We start from the raw sequence: 20,843 nt of genomic DNA on the forward strand, positions 1-20,843 counted from the left end.
AGATAGCAATTCATAAAATCAAGCGCACAAGCCTATTAGGTGAAGCGTTGGAACCTTCCAAATTATAACCACCTGTTTTACAGTCACGGAACATAGCTTCAATCCCAAAACGCTGACCATAGATATGAATTGCAGTTTTTAAATCTGGGAGATTGGTTAATAAATACCAGGCTTGAGCCTCTTGCTTGCCTCGATACTTTCTTTTCCAGTACACTGCTAAATTAAACCGACCAAATCCTCGCTTTTGAGTCAAAGTGACGTTGGAATAAAAAATACGTACTCCTGGATGAATAGGAATATTACTTAGAGGTTGAAAGTTTTGTCTTTTTTCACGAAATGTGGTGTCTTGTTTTTGACGAAACACAAAGCGAGTATTCTGTTTGTGCAACCAGCCTGCTAGCTCTATACTGTGGAACTCTCTATCGCCAATCACGACTAATTTATACTTCTTTAACAGCCGGATTACCGGACACAATGCTTTTTGTTGCTCTGCTAAGTTACTACTTCCCTCTTTCTCTAATAACAGCCAAAATATCGGGAAAGCTCTTTTTTGATAAATTGCACTAACCATTAGCACATTATTTTCTTTCCACTGCGTTCTATAAGAGCGCAATAATTAGTTGCGCTCCAGTTTTTACTTGACGACTGAATATTTCCTCAATGATGGGAAACCACAGCAACACCACACTTAAAGCATCTAGAGTTAAGAATCTTTGTAAATGTCGTCGTCGGCTATTCTGTTGGATGGGTAAAGGCAAGGTAGCTGCTAGTCTTTCCAATCTCACTTGTTTTTGAGTTTGAAGCAGCCAGACCAACATTTTTAAGGTAATTAGTTGGGCTGGGTTCAAGTACTTTTCGAGCGAGGTTTGATAGAATAATGGTACCATTTTTGATTACGGTCTTGCTTAACTGACGAGACCGTTCTTTTTTACCATAAATCCCGTTCAATTTCCTCTCAAGAAAGTTTGTTGTCAATAATTAGAGGATTTTTTCAGGAGGCGACAAATGGGTAGGTCTTTGGCAGCAACGGTTTTCGGGCACTTGTCGCCCCCTGAAGATTTAGATAACCATACTTTATTTGATAAGTAGTTTGACTGAATCTAAAACTGAATAAAATGATAGCTATAATTACTTAAAGTAATTATTTGCTCCACAGGTATCTAAAGATTTATCTTTATAATTTGCTGGTTTAATTTGCAAGGTTTCTGCGAATCTTCTCAGGGTTTGGAACAATTTTGACAGCATCTTGCCTTTGCCCTGGCTTGCTAACAATTTCAGCTTGCAGGAGGTATTCTTGTTCGAGCAAGTCATCCAACACTTGTTGGAGTAGTCGATTGTTACGACTCGAATTAGCACCCAGAATTCCTGATTTTCTGAGCAGTGTAGCTTTGCCGATCCACATTGGATTCTTTTTATCCCAGCTTAAGCGACCCATGATATATACTAAACAACGGGATTGATAATCTCTTGAATAGTTTGCACTAGGTGCTGGAACACCTCTTGCAGGGAGGCTTAAAAGGATAGTGTCCTTTTCGTCGTAGAAGCCTAACTCGACTTCGTATATGTCTGGAAGTTGAAAAGTTAAATCACCAGCTCGTTCAAAATCGACTTCTTCTTCCCCTCTATCCCGATAAAAAGCTCTTTTTATTCTGAGAATATTTTTATACACTACAGCTACATCTGTGTAACCTTTTTTACCCGACTGTGCAGGAGTAGCAGCTTGAAAGACGATCTCAGTACGGTGCATCGAAAGCATTTCTTGTGCCAGCTGATTGCTAATATTTGAGTCATAATCTCGAATACTCTCTCGTCGTTTGTATCCTCTTGCTTCTAATAGCAATCGCGTATCAATTAGTGGTGTCTTTGTTCCCTGTTCGTATGCAGCTTTGTAGATGAGATATACGGTTTCAAGATTTCGCGGCCCACAAAACAAACTGACTCCTAGTAAAATTCTCTGCAATCGTCTGATCTCAGCATCTCTATGCCGTTCGGGATCTGTTTCGCTAAGTGCCTTTATGACTTTCTGGGTGTGCGCTCGAAATCCTGGGTTTTGCACTGAAGTTGCTAAGTTTGACTGAATGAAATCAAATTCATCATCTTCGAGCTTGCCGACCTGATACCGACGTTCGAGTTCCAAACCATCATCGTCTTGGTATAAACCTCCTCGTACTCGAACGACGATCGCGCACTGCCCATCTATCCCACTTTCGACTAACGGTAGGTCAACTAGAGGATCTTTAAAAGGCGCTCCAGCTGTTGCCAGAATTGATAGTAACTGGGCATCCATAGGAACGAGATACTCGCGTTCTTCTACCATTTTCTCACCTGTATGCGCTTGCGAACCTACACAATTTCCAATGAATTGGAGTTTGATAGCGATTTGCCAGCATTTTATCCTTAAAACATAGAAAAACCTTATCGAACAGCTAAAATCTTCCAGTATTTGTAAAGGAATGTAACTATCTGCTACGATGCCCGCGTCAAATTTTGGATTTTTGCTACGATGCCCGCGTCAAGTTTTTGCTACGATGCCCGCGTCAAGTTCTACAGAAGTTTCAAATCTAACTGCTTGATTGATAAGGATTTCACAACAGGTGCTACGATGCCCGCGTCAAGTTTTTGCTACGATGCCCGCGTCAAAAGTTCGATTCAGTCCCTAATATGCTGCTATACAGGGGCTTGAGACTCTAGCTATGGAGTGGTAAAACTGTTCCAGGTTGATTTTGTTTTTGCAGTTACGGCGCGATCGAGGTAGGAGGTTTCCCCAACAAAGTAGAACGGACACACTTTCATATCCAAAAGCTTGAGTATCCTTTAGAGATGCAATTGCTCAAGCAACAGGGGATAAATAATGCGAATGAGTTACCAACACTAAAACCCTCACTGGTGGAACAGTCAGGGCTTTAGGTTTGCGATCTTATCTTTTTTATATGGGATCGTGTCTTGCAAGCACCAACCTCACAAGCATGACTCCCTGTGGGATGTATGGTTTTCAAGGTAGAAACCATAGATCTCGTTAACTGATGCTAATCCGAGACAAGCGACTCACGAGACAAGCAACTTAGTAATCCGAGACGAGTAACTCAGCAGTAAGGGCTTTTAGTTGCACTTTACTGCTGCAAATTATCATAGCAAAGATTAATTAAAATCGCTTGTCTCGGCTCCAAAAAGAGAGATTTCGAGATGAAACAAGCACAAAAAAATATATCTTCTAGCCCATCTGTATCCCAAAAGCTCCACTTAGAACGCTCCTCCGCGATCGCCCAATTAGAGATTCTCGGATACAAGCGTGGGGATGCCATCTATATCAGAGCTTTCCTACCAAAAGAAGACCCCCGCTATGCTCCTAACACTGGACGCAAAGCCGACAAGCTGAGTTGGGAACAGGTAGAGCGTTGGCAAGAACAAGGCTATGGCATTTACATCGTTGTTAATGGCGGCGGACATAAAGACGAAAACGTAAAGTCCTGCCGTGCCATCTTTTGCGAATTCGACGATAGAGCCATCGAAGACCAAATTAATTTTTGGCAAGACTTGGGGCTACCAGAGCCTTCGATGCAAATTGCTACCCGCAAGTCAGTCCACTCGTATTGGGTGTTTGACGAACCGATTGCTGTGGAACAATGGCGAGAATTGCAAGCGGCTCTGATCGCATACACTGCGAGTGATCGGGCACTGAAAAATCCTAGTCGAGTCATGCGATTGGCGGGGGCTTACCACATCAAACCTGGGCATGAACCAGTACGTTGCGATATTATCCACTCTTCAAGCAAGTGCTATAGCTACCAAGAATTACGCTCGGCAATTCCAGTTTCGCAATCTACTACACCAGCTATCACATTGTCGCCCTCATCAGTTCCACAATCTCAAATCAATTTAGTCACGTCAGAGGCTAGGCGCTTTGAAGAGCTTTCCATTCCCGTTCCTGCCTCAGTTTTTCTAGAAGCCTGCCTTGCTAAAGAATCTCGTGCCTTGTTGGGAGCGGGAGTAGCAGAAGGCGGACGTAATGCCCAAGGAGCTAAACTCGCCCGCGATCTGATCGGCACTGCCAATTACCTCCAGTCGATCGGTCAAAGTTTTGACGGCGCTCCCAGGCTACTGCTGGAAGATTATGCCAATCGTTGTTCTCCGCCACTACCATCTAGGGAAGTAGAAACAATTTGGCAGTCAGCCGAAAAAGACAATCCCACTCCTAGCTGTACGCCAGAAGGTGTAGACGCTTGTATCAGGGGGTGGTACTGGAAGCATCGCGTCAAACCACAGCCACAATCTACCCAGAAAGATCGCAACTATGCCGCTGGTCGCGGCTTCGGCTACAGCAACAATGGCAAAGGTGGAAACAATCCACCCATCGCTACGGTGTCTCTGTGCGATCGCATTCGAGAAATTCTCAACCACTGTGACAGCGAATCTGTTACTGCCACTGCTTTGATGGAGCTAGCTAGTGCCACTGGTCGTACCTACAACGAAATCGATCGACTCGCTAGAATAATTCGCGCTGAAGGAGAACTAGCAGAGGAAGTCATCGAAGCGGTTGAATCCTTTCAAGGAATTCTCAAGAGCTGCCGCAAACGACTGAACATCCGGCTGTACTTAGACAAGACATTATCCGACCCACTGATGGCAAAAGCAGCAGCCATGCCCACTGCACCAGAGTATCTATTCAATACGGTACTTCCTTCTAGTGCCTCACGCATTGGTACGGCAGCAAGAATTATTGTCAATCCCCAAGGTGGTTACGTCCAACCTTGTATTTTCTGGACAGCCAACATCGCCCACAGCGGTCAAGCCAAGACTCCTCCGCAGCAGATAATCCTCAAACCGCTAGAGGAAATGGAAGCAGCAGCCAAAGAAAATCACGATCGTTCCATGGAGGACTACGAGGCTACCAAAGACAGCGATGCCAAAGTTCCAGTGCGACAGCGGCGGCTACTCAACAACGTCACCACTTCCACCAAAATCAGGATTCACGACGAGAATCCACGCGGCTTGCTGGAATATATTGATGAATTGGTCGCTGACTACCAACGTTTGAACCAGTACAAGAGCGGTAAGGGCGACGACCTGCAACTGGAACTATCGTTTTGGAATGGCTCTGGTGGTAACTTCGACCGTCACGACGCACGACTATTCTTGAAGCGCGTTGCTTTGAGCAAAACGGGGACTTACCAATGGGACACGTTAGCACGCTTGATGGGAGCTGACGAAGTTAATTTTATTGCTAGCGGTTACTCGTCTCGGTTTCTCTACTGCTCGATGGTGGATGCCCCAGCTAGATTTCTCGATCTTTTATCAACTCCAAATCCAGCTGCCGACGAGTTAAAGGAAAAGTTGTCTTGGCTGTACGCCCAGTTAGAACAACTACCCGAAACCGATTACTTTCTTTCCCATGAAGCTAAAGTCCTATTTCAAGGATGGAACCATACTTTGGTAAACGCCGAGATGGAAGAAAAGCATTTCGGTCTGTCGCTAGTTTACGCCAAGATTGAATCCTACACGGCTCGAATCGCCTTGTGGTTGCACGTTGTCAATGCCGTACTGCGTGGCGAAAAGCCCCAGATGACGATCGACGGTCGGACAATGCAACATGCAATTGAAATTGCCTCTTTCTATCTCGACCAGCACAAGCTGATCCATGCCCATAACGCCCCTACTCGCCAACCAGAAGGCATTTTTCTCAAAGTCCAAACTCAAGCAGAGAAGATTTTGAAAAAGTGCGGCAAGGGTGTGAGTGCTTCGTTTCTCAAAAGTCGGATCAATGCTCTCAAAGGCTGGGCAGTGGAAAAAATTCGCACTTGCATCTTCAAAGCTTTAGCAACCTCCGGTCACGGACGAATCGAAGGTGAGGGCAGCGAAATGGTTTACATCCCTAACCCACCAATAGACGATCTGCCAGGAGAATTGGTGAGTATTGGTGGAGAATTGGCGGCATCACCAATAGCCCAAACCTCCAGCAATAGTGACTTACGAGCTTCGATTGGTGAAATTGGTGAGGACAGTGCCGTGCGAGGGTATCCCCCGTTGAGGAGCCACTGCGTTGCGGAGGTTCCCTCCGTTGTAGCAAGTGGCGTGCAACTGTCCGGTGAAGACACTTGCGTGCGGAGGTGTCCTCCGTTGAGCGAAGTGTCTGGTGGCACAACAACAGAGGCTACTTTTTCTCAGCCGTCAACTGAAGCAATCGCCTCGCCCTTAGACCACCAATTCACCAACTCGGTGGTTGAAACTGCTACTGCGACTGCCTTAGACTCTGTTGACAATACCACCAATTCATCACCAATTGCACCAACTGAAAAAACTAGGCAGCAACAGTCACCACCAGCACAGGAGCTAGCAGAACAAATACTGTTATGTTCTACTTGGGCTGAGATTGCGAGTCGAGTGAAGGAAAACACCAATATGTTGGTAAAGGCTGCTAAGGAAATGACCGCCCAACAACGCCAAGGGCTAACGAGATTGTTAAGCGAGCATTTGTGCCAGTCTCCGATCCACCTGAGTCAATTGGCTTGGGTTCCCGAAAAGTTAAGGCAACGGACATTAGAGCGATTGCAATTTACTATCCGCCGCGTAGCAAGCGTGGCAGGGAATGTTTTAGATTTAGGTTGGGAGAGTATTTCTGGCTGTAGGCTGGAGAGAATCGGTCAAATCGAAATGCTAGGAGAAGCTTGGCTGTTTACTACGCCAGATGGGACTCATGTTTATACTTATCCTGATGCAGTAGAAGCGATAACTCCGCTCGCGCTCGAATAGCGCTTACTGTAAAGAGTAATAGCCTTGGCAAGCTGCTTCTTACGCAAGAAGGTTAAGCAGGCGAGCGCAATTGCTAAAGATCCAGGTGTAGTCTGCACGCTTGAGCCATTGAAGGATTACCAGCCGTGTCAAAAACAAAAGATGAGACAGACAATCAAATAGCTACCTTAGAGGTACTAGAGCAGCTGTCTCCTGACGAGGAACGGGAACGACATCGGTTGGAAATTAGAGTTGATCGAGCTTTGGGCGAGGGCTGGTCGGCACTTAAACAGTTACGCGATCTTCGTCTGTACCGGAGTACGCACAAGACATTTGAAGAATACGCCAAGGATAGATTTGGATATAATCGCGCTCATGCCTATCGCTTGATTAACGCTGCCGCAGTCTTGGAGAATTTATCTCCCACCGAGCGAGAAGAAGAAATGTCTCCAATTTGGAGACAAAAAATGCCTTCCTCGGAAAGTCAGTGCCGAGAATTAGCCAAACTGCCCGCACAACGACAACCGAAAGCATGGGAGAAAGTCCTGTCTATTTCTGGAGACAAGGCACCTACAGCTCAAATTGTCAAAACTGTAGTCGAGCGGATGAAAGAAAAACAATTATTTCCAGCCAGGGATTTTTGTGCGGTGGGAGATGTGTTTACCTTGACTCGGCTTCAAAGTCGCGAGCGCAAATACAATGGCTATCCTTGTGTTGCACTGGTGCTAAAAACTTTACCATCGAAGTTGATATTTATGATGCAACTCTCATAGTGAAACCAGAAAACCTCAAACCCATCGATGACCCTGATGTTTGTCGCCAGCCGCCTACTATTCTCAAGCGGATTAAGCGAGTGCGGGATACAGGCTTTGCTCGATCGGGGTGCTTACTATGTTTTAGACGGTTTGGGACGGCAAACCTATTTGACTGACTTTGAGGAAAAGTTATTAAGCTTGTTGGAGCAAGAACATGGGATCGATTCTTAAGGGTAGCTCTTGTTAGTATATGTGTACTAATTCAGTCTCAATTGTAATGAAACGTAACAGTCATCAGATCCAGCTTCCAAGTCCTCGGAGTTGCCATACTGCTAATGACCGAAGCTAAGTTGAGGAAAACTAAAAACACAACCATTGACTCGTTAGGTGGACTGTTAAAAATAAAAATGCGATCGCGTACAAGTACACCAGGAATGAGATGTGCGTTCCTGCGCGTCGGCTCCATGCCCTTGTTCGGCTGCTGCCTACAGCCAGCGACGAACAGAAGCCTTATAGGGCAAGTAGTCCGACGGGAAGCGGCTCTCCAGGTAGCGCTCCTCTCGCGGGATGACCACGAACGACATCAGCGCCACTGCTGGTATGAGGGTAACGAGTAGCCAGAGACTGTTGACCCAGAATGCGACGCCGAGCTGGAGCAGCGAGAAAGAGAGATAGATGGGATTGCGGCTCCAACGATAGGGACCCGCGTGTACTATCGTGGTGGTGGGATGATTGCCCGGCACGGGCGTGCCAGCAGTCCGAAACGTATGCACAGCCAAGAGAAACAGCGCGACAGCGACCAGCACTACAGCGCCTCCGAGTGGCAAGCTCGCGGCACGAGACACAAGTCGCAATGACCATGCGAAATGCAGCAACAGACCCAGAGCGATCGCGCCCAGATATACTAAAGGTGGACGCACCTTTCCAGAGTTAGCGACTTCCGGCATCATGCCTGGCTCCGTCTTATCGCTGCGATCGTCGCTTGCCATACAAAGCTCCTCCAAGTCGAAGAACGTTCACCTAGGGCTGCTGCTCAGCCGCGAATGGCATACAAAAGGGAATTAACCCTTCTTATCCGAAAATGTCGTGGATTAGATGAGAGAACCTGCTACAGGATTGCAGCCGCCGAACAATAATTGCACTGAAATTACAATGTCAGGAAATGCTAATGGACTAATTTCTCCCACTGTGAGAGTTTCTTCCGACGTGTAGTCATCCTCGCAAGGTGTGCGAAACACTTTGAGCTGTCGATGCTTCAAATCCACAACCCAGTATTCTTGGATCTCAGATGTGGCGTAAGTTTTTCGCTTGGCATCTAAATCTTTGTTGAGGCTAGTGTTAGCATACTCAATTAGCCAAAAAATATCTTCGGCGTAAGGATGGTGTTGGCGGTAAGTTTGCCCAAGGGGTTTAACAATAGCAAGATCGGGTTCTGGTTCTGAGTTATTAGGCAATGTGATAGGATGACCTTCGCGGACTTGAGCGCGATCACCTAAAATATTCCTTAAATATTTGCCGACTTCATCCCCAAGATAGGCGTGTTCTGGACCCTCTGGAGGCATTTCAACGATCTCTCCGTTTAATAGCTCGACGTGGCGCCCCTCTAAAAGACCGACTTGGATCATGCAATGATAGTCTTCTAGCGTCCATTTAGCAGTAGTCACAGTCATATTGTGTCTTTGCGATCCAGAGAATTACTGCGGCGTTTCTACTGAAATAACCTAATATCCCCTAATTCATAGTTTAACTTGAAAAGGTTTTGGGAGTAGAGGTTGGACATACTGCAATATTCCGAACGGTTCGCTCTCACATCTGCCCACTGGTATTAAGGAGGGCTTGTTTAGTAGTTATAATCGCAGTTGCTTAAATTCACTCTTTGTACGTTGTGCTTAAATTTGATCGAGCTTTGTAGGTTAGACCTCCTGCATGAATCAAACAGCATGTGCCAGTTCATAGTTCAGCAGTCCTGCAAGCAAATTTAAGCGTAAGCCAAAACGTTTTCTCCGATTACGATAGCGACCAGAGAAGATGCGAAAAATCTTGAAGCGACGAATTACATGTTCAACGCGAACCCGCAGCCGCGCCAAAGCGCGATTGTGTTGCTTTTCCGCTGCTGGCAAAGGTTGGTTACGTGGTTTTTTCGTGGGGAGACAAGCTCCTGGATGCTGTTTACTAAAGCCCTGATAGAGCGTGTTATGCACTTTTGTAGAACCCAATTTGGGAGCGAAATTCAGCCTTTGTTGGTATTTTCGGGGAATGGCTGAAACTGGCTAAGAGAGTGGATCATTTTCAAAGTTCATAACACCCTCTAGCCTTTATCTGCTAAACACAACTGCGATGGCATCAAGGGCAAACGACTACGTTTGAGCAACTTAAAATCATGCACTCTACCCTTTTCCACAGCCGTACAAATCACTCCTCCGGTTTCCAACTCTACCAACATCTGCGCCTTCATCGTATGGCAGCGCTGCTTACCACTGTAGTATCGTTTTTGTTTTTTTTCGGACGTTCTATTTCCATTTCACCCACATCTACTACCATCACTTTCCACTCCCAACCTGGCTGATACAAGGCGCGCTTGCTTGGCAGCCGAAACTTGCCGCATTTGATTAACAAGTCTTCAACTTTTCTGATGATTCGTCCTACCGTAGTTTCGTGCAGTCCCCAGCTTGTCCCGATGTGAAACTGAGTGCGATATTCCCGCCAATACTCCAACGTGATTAGCAGTTGATCTTCTGTACTCAGTTTATTTTGTCCCCCACGTCGCCCCTCTCTTTCTAGATCTGGACGCAATACCTCAACCATGCAAGCAAATGTGTCTCGACTGACACCGCACAAGCGTTTAAATTCGCTATCTGATAGGTGTTGTAAATCAGCGTAAGACATGGCAACTTCTCCCTTACTTCATTATTTGTGCCATGCATTTACTTGAATTTGCAATGCTCCATCTAGAACTGGCACACTTGTTTATCATTCATGCAGGAGGTCTGTTAACTACGCTTTTGCCATGTAGAAAAGGTTTTGATCGAACGAACATCGCTACTACAAATTTGAGCGCCGTCTGCGCTTAAAAGCTGCTCCCTTAATATCTCCTCAACTACTGCCCACACTTTAGAAACAACGTACAAGTGCTTTGCACCTGTTGCACAGATGTTAATTTTCGTGCAGTGCGACTATGACAACGCAGCCATCCATTTCTGAGGAAACACACAAAACTCAGACAGTGACTAATTCACAGGCAGAACAAGAAACACAAACTACATTCACTGAAGAAACCGCTCGCTTGGAAATAGAAGCAAAACAGGCGCTAGAACGCCGCGATTACTATCACCTTGCCTACAGCCAATACTAAAGATTTGTCCATCAGTATCTACGAAGATTTCCGACAAGCATCACCGCATATAGCAATCCTAGATGATCCGTGAGGATTTATTTGTATCCTGTTTAGAAGAAGTAGAGCCTTGAGAAAAACGGTTGATGGATCACTTAAGTCAGTTCATTCAAGATAACCCCGAGCCGCGCGAACTCAAACGGGCATTGGCAGTGCAGATGGTGCGGCAAGAGTACCGACACCGAGAGATTCAACAGATTTTGCTTGTGTCCTCTGGGTTTATTAGTAAGTGGACGCAAGCATATGAGCAGCAAGGTGTCCAAGGGCTGCGACTGCGGCACAAAGGCTCGGTCGGGTATCTTGATGCCGGACAGCGGCAAGCCGTGCTGGAGTGGTTGAAGCAAAAGAACTACTGGGACTTGCAGGAGTTACAGGCACACATTGATGACTACTGGGTCATTTGGTATGAGTGTTGCCATTATTTTTGGCAATAGTTGTCCGCCGAAGAGGACGATGCGTACAGGCACCAGAACCACCAAGAGAGTGAAATCTTTGACGCGCTCTGTCTCGACGTTGCGCTCGTAATCCTGCCCAGACAAACGGCGTTGGTTGTTGGTTCCATCCAAAAGCAGTTGCTTCCAACCACTCAATAATTTGATAGGCTGTTTGCGGATGATGCCCCTCTAGAGCTCGGCGTTTGAGAATTCGTTGAATCGACTCAGCCATATTCAGCCAGCTACCGCCAAGAGGTGTGTAGAGCGGCATGATGCCATGAGCACACAGCCACAATACCAACTGGGGAGTTTTATGTCCGACCAAGTTATCCATCACTAGCAACATTCGCAGTGGCGGTAAGTCGTGTGGGAGTGTAAAGCGTACTTTCAACCCCTGCTGCCAACTTTTCCATAACCGTTGATTTTCTTCAGGCTTGAGTAATCGAGCTGGAGTTGGCAGTGATTGTACAACACTAGCTAATTCTTGCTTGAGCCATTCGTGCAACACAGCATTGGTACAACTGGTAACACCCTTAACTCGTACTTGCCCAGTAGCGGGATGGAATAGCGTTAACAGCTTGGCTGTGCCATTACGGATATATTCATGTTCTTGCCGTGTCGGTTTACCTACTGGCTGCCAATTGCTACCAGGGTAAGGAGCAGTGCCAAATGGTCCCGCCTCGTCTTCGCACCACACACTCAAGCCTAGCTTCTGTCCCTGAGTGTAAGCGCGTTCTATCAGTTTTTTTTTGCCACGGTATCTGGGTCAGTTACTACTACTAGCTTGCCTTTGCGTATGCGCTTCACCTGTCCAGTTTTTAACCAACTGCGGCTCTTTTGCCAGCTATAGCCCGCCTCTTTGAGTACCTGCCAAATTGTATAAGTACTGATTTGGGTTAAGCCATCAGGAGCCTGACGCAAAGCCCGTTGAAGTGTAGCTACTGACCAGGTTGCCGTGCCCTCTTTCTGCCGCTCTGGTTGACGCTGAAATTCGGACAGGATGCGTTGTTTTTCTGGTTCGCTGTATTGCACTACTGCCCCACCGCCATGTCGAGGCTGTAAGGCAGCTAAGCCTTCAACATTGAAGCGACTGACCCACTTGCTGACCGTATCACCACAGCGTAATCCTACTAACTGCGCTGCACTCGTGTAATCAGCCCCAAGAGCCACGGCTAGAATCGCTTTGGCCCGCATGACACTAGCAGATGATTGGGATTGAGAACGGCTCAGTTTTTTCAAGTCGGTTTGTTCTTCATCACTTAACGGTCGCAAAGGTGCTTTTTTTTGCCGTGTCATCACAACCTGAAAAACTATGTATCTTCACTTTAATTGACCATCCTTTTTATGGCAACACTCATACCAAATGACCCACTACTATGGGGTCGTGTTCCAATCCAACCAAAGCTACTACGAGTTGTTCCACGCAGCGGGCATCAGTTGGAAAAAAACGCAGAAGCATAACCCCAAGCGAGACTCCGAATTGGTAGAGAAAAAAACAAGAGATTACTGCTTGGTTGGAGACACATCGAGCACAGATTGAATCCGGCGAACTGGTAGTGTTGTTTCTGGATGAGTGTCATCTGTTGTGGGGGGACGTGACAGGGGATGTCTGGGGTAAAACGACACAGCGCATTGAAGTTCCAGTGGTCAACGAGCGCCAACGACAGACCTACTTTGGAGCCTTGAATTACGGCACCCAAGAGTTCTTGGTCAAAGCCTACGCCCAGGGCAATTCGGAATTCACGATTGAGTTTTTGAAGTACCTGCAAACACAGTATCCCCAACAACGCCTTGCCGTCTTTTGGGACGGTGCCAGCTACCATCGTTCAGTAGAACTTAAAACTTACTTGCAAACAGTCAATCAGGACTTGACAGAAAGTGCGTGGGCTATCACCTGCACCCGCTTTGCCCCCAATGCCCCAGAATCAAAACCTAGTAGAAGATATTTGGTTACAGGCAAAACGCTTCATTCGCAACTGCTACCATCTGTGCAAATCCTTTGCTGTTGTCAAATTTCTGTTTGAGTTCGTTACCCATCGTCAAGTTTTTGACTTTCCCAAGCTATCTATGTACGGTGTTTTCTCATGCGTCAGTTAGGATTGCTATATTCGTTACAGAAGAATTAATAAAACTAGTTGAGAAAAACCGTGCAAGATAAGACAATTAATTCAGATTCAGTAAATACAAAACTAAAAGATATTGCCGCGCGATCGCTGCGAGAACTATCTCTAGAGGCTACTTTGTTGTGGAACCAGATTGAAGATGCTTCAGAGTCAGGAGCTGAAAATGTCGAAAACTTAGTTAAACAACTGTGGCAAGTCCAAGAAGCGGCTGAATCTAAGATTGACAGCATTGCTTGGATAGTAGATTATCTAAAAATTGAAATTGATGCTGCTAAAAAACGCCTGGATGCAGTTATAGAACTGCACGAACAATTCATTGCTAAGAAGGAAGCCCAGTTAGCAGGTATCAAGCAAGGACTACTGTGGTTGCACGATCAAGGATTAATTCCAAAACGCAATATCGGTAAAGAAAGAGAAATTGAAATTAGAGATAACAATCCTAAAGTTTGGTAGTGGTAAATATGTAGTGAAAACTTACGCTTACTAACTTAAATTATTTCTGTTGTTTGAGCTTACCTATGACGCTGATTAAACTTAACAACTAAATATTTTTTATTGCTCAAATCGTTTAGACTAAGCCAAAATGGTAGAATGGTAGTCTGGACAAATTCAAAATAAGGCGAATTTAAACGATTGCAGCGCTGATGTCAGATTCCAGACCTACTTGCCCCCGTTGTTATTCTCATCACATCGTTAAAAATGGCAGAATTCATAATAAAAAACCTAAGTTTCAGTGTCAAGACTGTCAAAGACAGTTTGTAGAAAATCCAACAAATAAAGTTATCGATCAAGAAACTAAAGAACTAATTGATCGACTTTTACTTGAAAAGATTCCCCTGGCTAGCATTGCTCGGACTACTCAAGTTTCAGAAACCTGGCTCCAAAACTATGTCAATGATAAATATGTCCATGTTCCTAGACAGGTAAGTGTTTCAGACAAGCCAAAGGGAAAATTAACTGTTGAATGTGATGAAGCTTGGTCATTTGTAGATCGCAAGGGAAATCAGCAATGGATTTGGCTTGCTATGGATAGAAACACCAGAGAAATTGTGGGTGTTTACATTGGCGATCGCAGCAAACAAGGAGCCATAGAATTATGGAACTCTCTACCAACTGTTTATCGTCAATGCGCTATTTGTTACACAGATTTTTGGATATCTTATGAAAACGTTATTCCAAAAAAATGTCACCGGACTGTGAGAAAAGAGAGTGGTAAAACTAATCATATTGAGCGCTTTAACAATACTATGCGTCAACGGATTTCTCGTTTAGTTAGAGCCACTCTATCGTTTTCAAAAAAGCTAGAAAACCATATTGGTGCGATTTGGTATTTCATCCACTACTATAATGCCTGCTTACAGCTTTGAGCTAGCTATCACTACATATTTACCACTACCCATTTTTTGACTACTGTAGCGGAAGTTGTGGACTTGATCTAGAGCCCTCTTCCTATAAGCCTCTCAAGACTTAACGTGAAAAGTTAGGATGGCGATCGCGCGGGAGGAAATTTTTGGTCCGGTACTTTCCGTCATCAGCTTCAAAGATGAAGCCGAAGCCCTCCAAATTGCCAATAACTCAATGTACGGCTTAACAGCAGCGGTATGGACCCAAAATCTGGATACTGCCATGCGCATGGCAAAAGGAATTCGGGTTGGAACGGTCTGGGTAAACACTTACCATACTGCGGGACTTGAGCCCTGTATGCCTTACGGTGGCTATAAGCAGAGCGGCATTGGTCGGGAATTGGGGCACAAGGGTCTTGAAGAGTACTTAGAGACGAAATCCATCCAAATCAAATTAGGGAATTGAATCAGATTTTCTGCCATAGAACTAGCATTGTCAAGTTACGTTCGGAGAAAAAAATTAATGAGAATAGCTTACCCATTTTGAACGACAGAATCAGAGTTCTAAATGTATCAAATTATCGTCATTCTCAATTAGAATTTTTCTTTAGTGATAACTTGACCATGCCTACCTGATTTTGTCGTGGTTAAACCGAAATCTTCTGAGCAAGCTGATTGACGTAACCCAAAGTTATTGTATATACTTGTATATACTAAGTATCGAGGTAGCAAAATGTCGCAAACGATAACGAGATGGGGAAACAGTTTAGGGTTGCGAATCCCTAAAGAAATAGCTGAACAAGCGCAGTTAACAGAAGGAGCGATCGCCTGTTTGGAAGTGGTTGATGGAGCTTTAGTAGTTAGAGCCGTCAAACCAAGGCGAAACAGGTACAAGTTGAGTGAATTGTTAGAAGGAATCACGCCAGAGAATCTCCATAGTGAAACAGACACAGGAGAACCTGTAGGCAATGAAGTTTGGTAGTTACGTTCCAGACCGAGGGGACGTGGTGATTGTAAATTTTAGTCCTCATGCTGGCAGTGAACAGGGGCGGATCAGACCAGCAATTGTTTTATCTCCGCTTGTTTACAACCAAAAAACTGGTTTAGCTATATTTTGTCCCATCACCAATCAAGTTAAAGGATATACATTTGAGGTTCCCTTAAGTGCTGAAATGGAAACAACTGGGGTGGTGCTGGCTGACCACATCAAAAACCTCGATTGGCGGGCGCGAGCTATAAAATTTGTGGAAAAAGCTCCAGATGTACTACTGGAGGAAGTATTAGCCAAAATTGATGCACTAATTTTCTAAATTGGACAAAAAACAATACTAAAAGGGAAGCGGATCAAATTAATGTGAAATAGCATTATTGCGATCGGCTTTCTCTGGATCTAGAAGGAATACTTAGTGCTAGCTGAAAATACTAGAGCAGATTTGGAAAGGTAATTTTGGCTCTTAGGAAGTTGAGGAAAGGTAGTCCTTACTACTCTGGTATCGCTGTATAATCTCCATAACTTCACACTAATTCCACCTGTAAAAAATCCGTTGATGTCGGTAAACTGAGAGAACAGCCCTAAAGGGTTGGAAGCAAACGGCAGAAGGAGTAAAGCATGAGAGCAAGAGTGGAAATTGTAATTAGAGATGAAGCAGGGAATATTCTGAGCCAGCTTGCTCCACACGAGATAGATTTGAAGAATCAAAGCCTGCATGAGATTGAGGGAGCAGTAGAAAACTGGAAACAGCAGGCACTGCCAGAAATAGAGGCAAGCTTATTAACTGAAGCTCAAAGCAAGTTTACTCAAGAGATAAAAAAAACAGCTCGCCAGTTGTAACGGCACAAGACTAGTGTGGATTAAGACAATACATGGAAAGTTCGTGTTTTCTTTACAAAAATACCAATTTGATGCGCGAGAAACAAACTACTTGACTGAAACAAACCAATTACAAGAAGGCTATGTGAGTGCAAGATTGCAGGAGTTTTGTGCCTATTATAGTAACCGTATAAGTTATGAAGAAGTAGCCCTGTTAGTGGAACGCATGAGTGGGGAAAGGTTGTTAAGTGACCAAAAGATTGGGCAAATTGTAACTGACACAGCCCTAAAAATTAGCCAAGAGATTCACAAAAATACGATAGCAACTTTAGGAAAAGTTGAAGAGCGAGTGGTGAAAGTAAGTTCTCAAGTAGATATTTACAACCCAGAAGCAAAAGAAATTCTCCTATTTGATGACGGCATTCAAGTAAAAGGTCAGAAAGCACACCGACAGCCAATAGCTAAGCCAGCAGAGGAAAAGACAAACCAATTTCCCAGCAAGCTAAAGAATTCAGCTATTAGTACAGATATTGTACTCATGCAAAAAAACACTGGTAGATTTGAATATATTGCTGCTCCTATCACTACAGATGGTAAGGAGTTATTAAGCCTAACTGATATAGTAAAAGCGTTTGTTAGACAGGAGTATGGTAGGGAAGTTGCTCCCTTAAATTTAGTAGCAGTTACCGATGGAGCCAGAGTAATTCGGCAGCGTCTGTTTGCTGTATTTGGAGCAACAGTTATGGCGATATTAGATTGGTATCACCTCTGTAAGAAGCTACGGGAGCTGATGTCAATGATTGCCGCCAATAAGATAGAAAAAGCACAACATCTAAAGTTCTTATTAGCGCAATTATGGCAGGGGAGAACTGCTATTGATGCCAGAGTATTTAAAACATCAGGTTACTGTAAGAAATCGCGATAAGTGGCAAGAGTTGATGGGTTATTTGGAAAAACATGACTCAGAAATCATCAACTACAAACGCCGCACTCAAGCTGGTAAAACTATTGGTAGCGGACGGGTTGAGAAGGGAGTAGATTTGACCATCGGCAGAAGGCAGAAGAACAAAGGCATGAGTTGGAGTCACTTGGGCAGCAGAGCTTTAAGTCTACTCAGGGTAGTTGAACTTTATGGTCAGTGGCAGCAGTTGTGGTTCCCCGCACAGGCTGCCTAATCAACGGATAATTTACAGGTGGAAATTTTGTTTGGATAAACACGCTAGCAATAAATTTAACTACAAACAGAGACTGTCTCTACATGACAGATGGTCTAGAATTTTACACGTTAAGTTTTCAGCTTTTCAGGAGTGGAGAAAAGAGAAGTTGAGCTTTATAAGCTCCAGATTTAGTTGAAGCAGTATTCACTTCTATTATTTCTAGATTTTTTCGCTAAAAGCACTTATTCTTATTTCATTATGCATTCATTAGATGCGTTTGCCCTGGGTCTGAAGAAACCTTTGTACGCTCTGATGTCTTCAGTGATGGAACGAGGAACTATCCAGTAGAAACCTTTATTCATAATCCGATTGGCTCATCTCACATTCCTCAGTCGAAAATAGGTTGTACCTTATTTGTGTTTTACAAAGGAGGGATAAATGGTTGCCCAGATTCTTTCGATTCAGGTTGGACTACCCAAACTACTTGGGATTGCAAATGCACTAGATCCAATGGATCGTCCCTGGTCTACTGGATTCTTCAAAGAACCGATTCAGGGAAAGATCTGGCTTGGAAGCACCAACTTAGCTGGAGATGGTCAAGCCGATCTTAAACGTCATGGCGGTGTTGAAAAAGCGGTACTAGTGTATGCGGCTAAACACTACCCCTTCTGGCGATCGCGTTTGAATTTGCCGATCTCTCCTACGGAGCCTTTGGGGAGAACTTTACGGTTGCAGATCAAACTGAAGCATCTGCGTGCATTGGGGATATCTATCGAAATATAAAATTGGACACAAAAAAATGGTAGAACGGTAAATTGAGCGTCTACCGTTGGTCTACCATAATGAAAAATCCACTTCATTATATTCATAAATATCCAGCTCGTACCAAACAAATATTGGGAATTAGCTACGACCAATTTCTCTTGTTAGTCAAACAAGCCGAATTGAGACAAAAAGAGAGACAAGCTGAGGCAGAACGTCAGAAAGTTCGGCTCACCGCAAAAGGAGGGGGACGTAAACCGAAACTAACGATGATAGAAGAAGTATGTTTGAGTCTATTCTACTTAAGACAAATGCCGACGTTTGAAGTTTTAGGAATGCACTTTGATGTCTCAAAAACTGAGGCAAATGATACCTTTCACTATTGGCTAAAAATCTTCCGAGAAGTTTTGCCGCCTAGTTTACTCGAACAGGTAGAAGATCGAGAGAGTGATTCTGCTATTGTACAAGAGATATTAATGGAATTTGAACTAATTGTGGATAGCTACGAACAGCGAGCGCGAAAGACCTAAAGACAACAAAGAGCAACAAAAATATTTTTCGGGTAAAAAGAAACGCCATACTTTTAAAAGTCAGGTTATTTCGCTACCCAACGCTAAAGATATTGTCGATATAGTAGTGGGAGCAAAGGGTTCAACCAGTGATATTTCATTGTTTCGTAATCAACAACAAAGATTTGCCTCTCAACAATCATTTAAAGGCGACAAAGGTTATCAAGGTGGTAAAAATATTAGTACACCTCATAAAAAGCCTCGAAAACGAGAACTATCTCCCGAGCAGAAATCAGAAAATAAAGCCTTGTCAGGAGAGCGGATTTTTGTCGAACACTTAATTAGACTCATCAAGATTTTCCGCATTGCATCTGAAAGATTTCGACTTCATTCTCCTGTATACGAGCAGATAATTCTTACTGTTTGTGGGTTGGTCAGATTAAGAATTGGTAGTTTAATTTTGCCGACTTAATCCAAAGGGAGAATTACACTATTAAACAAGAGCAAGAGAGCGTATATTTTTGGTGCTAAACTATCACTAACTATCTCTGACCCTGATTGCTACGTTTTTCTGAAGATCTCAAAGCTAGCTCTCAAAGCTTTGTCTAGACTGGCTTGTAAATTTTCGGATAGGTCTAATTCAAGCCTTAAGTGCAGAAGGACATAAGATTGATCGCTTGTCTTTGGCAACGTTGAGTCCATACCTCACTCGACACCTGAAGCGGTATGGAGATTATGTTGTGGATTTAAGCGCGGTTCCGCAACCACTGGAAGAAGAAGTTAATGTAATAATAGAAATTTCTGAAAGCTAGTTCTGGCTATTAGTTGCGGCTTTCGTGGCACCATTTTACACGTATCCCGAATCAATCCCTTATACGGCTGACACCTCGTAAACTACTGCCTTCTGCGTGCGATTGCAGCACAATCCGCACGTCTTCTTCGCTTACTTGACGACGATAGTAGAGCGTATCGAAAGTTTCAGTAAAAGTTTGACGACATTTTGGACAAAAGTAACGTTGAGCGCCTTTACTTGTCTTGCCGTGTTTATGCGATTTGTCATGACCGCACAAAGAACATTTCATTGCACTACCCAAGCTCGACTACACAATGCTTCAGTCTAGCATTCCCACACTTCTCTATGGCATGACCCACCTATCCAGCTAGAAACATCTTCGTCATGCGCAACTGCAAGCGCTTTTTGTTTCTTTTCTTCCTCCGAGTGCGGTGGGAAGCGTAACAAAACAGCATGATTTATACTACATTGAAATACATCTTTTCTGAATGACTCGTTTATTGAGATTTAAACCGCTTATAAACTTACTCTTTCGTTGCTAATTCTCATTAAGCTATCTATTGTTAAACTCATATTACAAAAGCATACTATTTTGTTACGCTTCCAGAATTTATTAGCTCTTTCAATCAATAATTTCTCTGTTCGCTATTGTATTTACGAACAGCGCAATTTTTATTGATAAAGTTTGTTTATATAATTCATTAGTTATCGATCTCACCTAACTCTGTCTAAAGTATTATATTTAAGCAACACAGTGCTACTAGTGTTGTTAATTAAAGAACCAATAACTTGTACATTCAAAGACTTATAATGACTAATTTGTCTTTTGCTCAACTGCGGCAAAAGCCTTGTCAAAGGGGATTAAAGCTGCTACAAAACTCCGTAAAGCTGAGCTTGTGCAACTTCTTGAAATCAAAACCTCGGACAGGCAAGAAGCTAAAAATTAGAGCTACGAAATTTGCCGATGTACGGGTGCTGTCAAGGGATTTAAGGAGCAAGTAACAGCAGGCGGATAGTGATATGGAAGTAGTGGTGAGGTA

At 44.1% G+C, this 20,843-nt stretch carries 26 protein-coding genes and 2 pseudogenes; 17 read left to right on the forward strand and 11 right to left on the reverse strand.

The features are described 5' to 3' along the window. Positions 1 to 10: 10 nt before the first annotated feature. The 3 genes from N4J56_RS32965 to N4J56_RS32975 form a co-directional block, all read right to left on the reverse strand. Entirely contained in the window at positions 11 to 571 is a 561-nt protein-coding gene (locus N4J56_RS32965) for an IS4 family transposase (RefSeq protein ID WP_317111296.1), read from the reverse strand. Positions 572 to 599: 28 nt separating this feature from the next. After that, positions 600 to 887: a hypothetical protein gene (locus N4J56_RS32970; protein WP_317110892.1), complete on the reverse strand. Its 288-nt coding sequence runs from the start codon at positions 885 to 887 to the stop codon at positions 600 to 602. 302 nt (positions 888 to 1,189) lie between these two features. Then, entirely contained in the window at positions 1,190 to 2,317 is a 1,128-nt protein-coding gene (locus N4J56_RS32975; protein ID WP_317110894.1) for a hypothetical protein, read from the reverse strand. An 866-nt stretch (positions 2,318 to 3,183) separates the two neighbouring features. Between N4J56_RS32975 and N4J56_RS32980 the strand changes: the two genes are divergently transcribed. The 3 genes from N4J56_RS32980 (at position 3,184) to N4J56_RS32990 (ending at position 7,712) form a co-directional block, all read left to right on the forward strand. Then, complete coding sequence (locus N4J56_RS32980) at positions 3,184 to 6,747, forward strand: DUF3987 domain-containing protein (RefSeq protein WP_317110895.1); 3,564 nt, start codon at positions 3,184 to 3,186, stop codon at positions 6,745 to 6,747. A gap of 125 nt (positions 6,748 to 6,872) precedes the next feature. Continuing rightward, on the forward strand, positions 6,873 to 7,499 hold the full coding sequence (locus N4J56_RS32985; RefSeq protein ID WP_317110896.1) for a hypothetical protein: 627 nt from the start codon (positions 6,873 to 6,875) through the stop codon (positions 7,497 to 7,499). A 27-nt stretch (positions 7,500 to 7,526) separates the two neighbouring features. Continuing rightward, entirely contained in the window at positions 7,527 to 7,712 is a 186-nt protein-coding gene (locus N4J56_RS32990) for a hypothetical protein (protein WP_317110897.1), read from the forward strand. Positions 7,713 to 7,966: 254 nt separating this feature from the next. On the opposite strand, the gene N4J56_RS32995 is transcribed toward N4J56_RS32990, so the two are convergent. The 5 genes from N4J56_RS32995 to N4J56_RS33015 form a co-directional block, all read right to left on the reverse strand. Then, the gene (locus N4J56_RS32995) at positions 7,967 to 8,470 is read right to left on the reverse strand and encodes an isoprenylcysteine carboxylmethyltransferase family protein (protein WP_317110899.1); all 504 of its coding nucleotides are present in this window, start codon (positions 8,468 to 8,470) and stop codon (positions 7,967 to 7,969) included. Positions 8,471 to 8,572: 102 nt separating this feature from the next. Further along, positions 8,573 to 9,151, reverse strand: a complete 579-nt coding sequence (locus tag N4J56_RS33000; protein WP_317110900.1) for a Uma2 family endonuclease — start codon at positions 9,149 to 9,151, stop codon at positions 8,573 to 8,575. Positions 9,152 to 9,412: 261 nt separating this feature from the next. After that, positions 9,413 to 9,697, reverse strand: coding sequence for a transposase family protein (locus tag N4J56_RS33005; protein ID WP_317110901.1), 285 nt, complete (start codon positions 9,695 to 9,697; stop codon positions 9,413 to 9,415). 92 nt (positions 9,698 to 9,789) lie between these two features. Next, on the reverse strand, positions 9,790 to 9,936 hold the full coding sequence (locus N4J56_RS33010; protein ID WP_317110902.1) for a hypothetical protein: 147 nt from the start codon (positions 9,934 to 9,936) through the stop codon (positions 9,790 to 9,792). After that, entirely contained in the window at positions 9,933 to 10,367 is a 435-nt protein-coding gene (locus N4J56_RS33015; protein WP_317110903.1) for a transposase family protein, read from the reverse strand. Before N4J56_RS33015 ends, N4J56_RS33010 begins: the two co-directional genes overlap by 4 nt. Before the next feature lie 289 nt (positions 10,368 to 10,656). Here N4J56_RS33015 and N4J56_RS33020 point away from each other — a divergent pair, with 289 nt between their 5' ends. Together N4J56_RS33020 and N4J56_RS33025 are read left to right on the forward strand one after the other, a co-directional pair. Further along, on the forward strand, positions 10,657 to 10,833 hold the full coding sequence (locus tag N4J56_RS33020; RefSeq protein ID WP_317110904.1) for a hypothetical protein: 177 nt from the start codon (positions 10,657 to 10,659) through the stop codon (positions 10,831 to 10,833). 125 nt (positions 10,834 to 10,958) lie between these two features. Then, entirely contained in the window at positions 10,959 to 11,306 is a 348-nt protein-coding gene (locus N4J56_RS33025; protein ID WP_317110905.1) for a helix-turn-helix domain-containing protein, read from the forward strand. On the opposite strand, the gene N4J56_RS33030 is transcribed toward N4J56_RS33025, so the two are convergent. Together N4J56_RS33030 and N4J56_RS33035 are read right to left on the reverse strand one after the other, a co-directional pair. After that, complete coding sequence (locus N4J56_RS33030; protein WP_317105834.1) at positions 11,269 to 12,003, reverse strand: transposase; 735 nt, start codon at positions 12,001 to 12,003, stop codon at positions 11,269 to 11,271. The genes N4J56_RS33025 and N4J56_RS33030 overlap by 38 nt on opposite strands. Before the next feature lie 41 nt (positions 12,004 to 12,044). Further along, positions 12,045 to 12,602 carry a helix-turn-helix domain-containing protein gene (locus tag N4J56_RS33035; protein ID WP_317105833.1) on the reverse strand — a complete coding sequence of 186 codons (558 nt, stop codon included), beginning with the start codon at positions 12,600 to 12,602 and terminating at the stop codon, positions 12,045 to 12,047. 79 nt (positions 12,603 to 12,681) lie between these two features. On the opposite strand from N4J56_RS33035, the pseudogene N4J56_RS33040 reads away from it, so the two are divergent. The 12 genes and pseudogenes from N4J56_RS33040 to N4J56_RS33095 all read left to right on the forward strand — a co-directional run. After that, positions 12,682 to 13,403: pseudogene (locus N4J56_RS33040) on the forward strand (IS630 family transposase); the annotation flags it as partial. A gap of 50 nt (positions 13,404 to 13,453) precedes the next feature. Then, positions 13,454 to 13,882 carry a hypothetical protein gene (locus N4J56_RS33045; protein WP_317110907.1) on the forward strand — a complete coding sequence of 143 codons (429 nt, stop codon included), beginning with the start codon at positions 13,454 to 13,456 and terminating at the stop codon, positions 13,880 to 13,882. 191 nt (positions 13,883 to 14,073) lie between these two features. Then, complete coding sequence (locus N4J56_RS33050; protein WP_317110908.1) at positions 14,074 to 14,796, forward strand: IS1 family transposase; 723 nt, start codon at positions 14,074 to 14,076, stop codon at positions 14,794 to 14,796. A gap of 118 nt (positions 14,797 to 14,914) precedes the next feature. Next, positions 14,915 to 15,238 (forward strand): aldehyde dehydrogenase family protein, encoded by a 324-nt coding sequence (locus tag N4J56_RS33055; RefSeq protein WP_317110909.1) that lies wholly within the window; start codon positions 14,915 to 14,917, stop codon positions 15,236 to 15,238. A 267-nt stretch (positions 15,239 to 15,505) separates the two neighbouring features. After that, positions 15,506 to 15,754: an AbrB/MazE/SpoVT family DNA-binding domain-containing protein gene (locus tag N4J56_RS33060; RefSeq protein ID WP_317110910.1), complete on the forward strand. Its 249-nt coding sequence runs from the start codon at positions 15,506 to 15,508 to the stop codon at positions 15,752 to 15,754. Continuing rightward, a complete protein-coding gene (gene mazF, locus N4J56_RS33065; RefSeq protein WP_317110911.1) occupies positions 15,741 to 16,082 on the forward strand; it encodes an endoribonuclease MazF in 342 nt (113 codons plus the stop codon). The genes N4J56_RS33060 and mazF overlap by 14 nt, the downstream gene beginning before the upstream one ends. A 299-nt stretch (positions 16,083 to 16,381) precedes the next feature. After that, positions 16,382 to 16,603, forward strand: a complete 222-nt coding sequence (locus N4J56_RS33070) for a hypothetical protein (RefSeq protein ID WP_317110913.1) — start codon at positions 16,382 to 16,384, stop codon at positions 16,601 to 16,603. 43 nt (positions 16,604 to 16,646) lie between these two features. Next, on the forward strand, positions 16,647 to 17,507 hold the full coding sequence (locus N4J56_RS33075; RefSeq protein ID WP_317110914.1) for a hypothetical protein: 861 nt from the start codon (positions 16,647 to 16,649) through the stop codon (positions 17,505 to 17,507). A 13-nt stretch (positions 17,508 to 17,520) separates the two neighbouring features. Further along, a complete protein-coding gene (locus N4J56_RS33080; protein ID WP_317110915.1) occupies positions 17,521 to 17,757 on the forward strand; it encodes a hypothetical protein in 237 nt (78 codons plus the stop codon). Positions 17,758 to 18,177: 420 nt separating this feature from the next. Continuing rightward, a complete protein-coding gene (locus N4J56_RS33085) occupies positions 18,178 to 18,522 on the forward strand; it encodes an MOSC domain-containing protein (protein ID WP_317110916.1) in 345 nt (114 codons plus the stop codon). A 59-nt stretch (positions 18,523 to 18,581) separates the two neighbouring features. Then, positions 18,582 to 19,031, forward strand: coding sequence for a transposase family protein (locus tag N4J56_RS33090; protein ID WP_317110917.1), 450 nt, complete (start codon positions 18,582 to 18,584; stop codon positions 19,029 to 19,031). After that, positions 18,994 to 19,482 carry a transposase family protein gene (locus N4J56_RS33095; protein ID WP_317110918.1) on the forward strand — a complete coding sequence of 163 codons (489 nt, stop codon included), beginning with the start codon at positions 18,994 to 18,996 and terminating at the stop codon, positions 19,480 to 19,482. The genes N4J56_RS33090 and N4J56_RS33095 overlap by 38 nt, the downstream gene beginning before the upstream one ends. Positions 19,483 to 19,882: 400 nt before the next feature. On the opposite strand, the pseudogene N4J56_RS33100 reads toward N4J56_RS33095, so the two are convergent. Next, positions 19,883 to 20,092: pseudogene (locus tag N4J56_RS33100) on the reverse strand (IS1 family transposase); the annotation flags it as partial. Positions 20,093 to 20,843: the final 751 nt, after the last annotated feature.

Origin of the sequence: Chroococcidiopsis sp. SAG 2025 (assembly GCF_032860985.1) — a bacterium.
Taxonomy (GTDB): Bacteria; Cyanobacteriota; Cyanobacteriia; order Cyanobacteriales; family Chroococcidiopsidaceae; genus Chroococcidiopsis.

Coding starts and splice junctions, on each gene's coding strand:
- mazF (WP_317110911.1), top strand. CDS start 15,741: ATGAAGTTTGGTAGTTACGTTCCAGACCGAGGGGACGTGGTGATTGTA.
- N4J56_RS32975 (WP_317110894.1), bottom strand. CDS start 2,317: ATGGTAGAAGAACGCGAGTATCTCGTTCCTATGGATGCCCAGTTACTA.
- N4J56_RS32990 (WP_317110897.1), top strand. CDS start 7,527: ATGACCCTGATGTTTGTCGCCAGCCGCCTACTATTCTCAAGCGGATTA.
- N4J56_RS32980 (WP_317110895.1), top strand. CDS start 3,184: ATGAAACAAGCACAAAAAAATATATCTTCTAGCCCATCTGTATCCCAA.
- N4J56_RS33050 (WP_317110908.1), top strand. CDS start 14,074: ATGTCAGATTCCAGACCTACTTGCCCCCGTTGTTATTCTCATCACATC.
- N4J56_RS33060 (WP_317110910.1), top strand. CDS start 15,506: ATGTCGCAAACGATAACGAGATGGGGAAACAGTTTAGGGTTGCGAATC.
- N4J56_RS33020 (WP_317110904.1), top strand. CDS start 10,657: ATGACAACGCAGCCATCCATTTCTGAGGAAACACACAAAACTCAGACA.
- N4J56_RS33010 (WP_317110902.1), bottom strand. CDS start 9,936: ATGAAGGCGCAGATGTTGGTAGAGTTGGAAACCGGAGGAGTGATTTGT.
- N4J56_RS32970 (WP_317110892.1), bottom strand. CDS start 887: ATGGTACCATTATTCTATCAAACCTCGCTCGAAAAGTACTTGAACCCA.
- N4J56_RS33090 (WP_317110917.1), top strand. CDS start 18,582: ATGAAAAATCCACTTCATTATATTCATAAATATCCAGCTCGTACCAAA.
- N4J56_RS33070 (WP_317110913.1), top strand. CDS start 16,382: ATGAGAGCAAGAGTGGAAATTGTAATTAGAGATGAAGCAGGGAATATT.
- N4J56_RS32965 (WP_317111296.1), bottom strand. CDS start 571: ATGGTTAGTGCAATTTATCAAAAAAGAGCTTTCCCGATATTTTGGCTG.
- N4J56_RS33025 (WP_317110905.1), top strand. CDS start 10,959: ATGGATCACTTAAGTCAGTTCATTCAAGATAACCCCGAGCCGCGCGAA.
- N4J56_RS32995 (WP_317110899.1), bottom strand. CDS start 8,470: ATGGCAAGCGACGATCGCAGCGATAAGACGGAGCCAGGCATGATGCCG.
- N4J56_RS33080 (WP_317110915.1), top strand. CDS start 17,521: ATGGGTTATTTGGAAAAACATGACTCAGAAATCATCAACTACAAACGC.
- N4J56_RS33085 (WP_317110916.1), top strand. CDS start 18,178: ATGGTTGCCCAGATTCTTTCGATTCAGGTTGGACTACCCAAACTACTT.
- N4J56_RS33035 (WP_317105833.1), bottom strand. CDS start 12,602: ATGACACGGCAAAAAAAAGCACCTTTGCGACCGTTAAGTGATGAAGAA.
- N4J56_RS33015 (WP_317110903.1), bottom strand. CDS start 10,367: ATGTCTTACGCTGATTTACAACACCTATCAGATAGCGAATTTAAACGC.
- N4J56_RS33000 (WP_317110900.1), bottom strand. CDS start 9,151: ATGACTGTGACTACTGCTAAATGGACGCTAGAAGACTATCATTGCATG.
- N4J56_RS33055 (WP_317110909.1), top strand. CDS start 14,915: ATGGCGATCGCGCGGGAGGAAATTTTTGGTCCGGTACTTTCCGTCATC.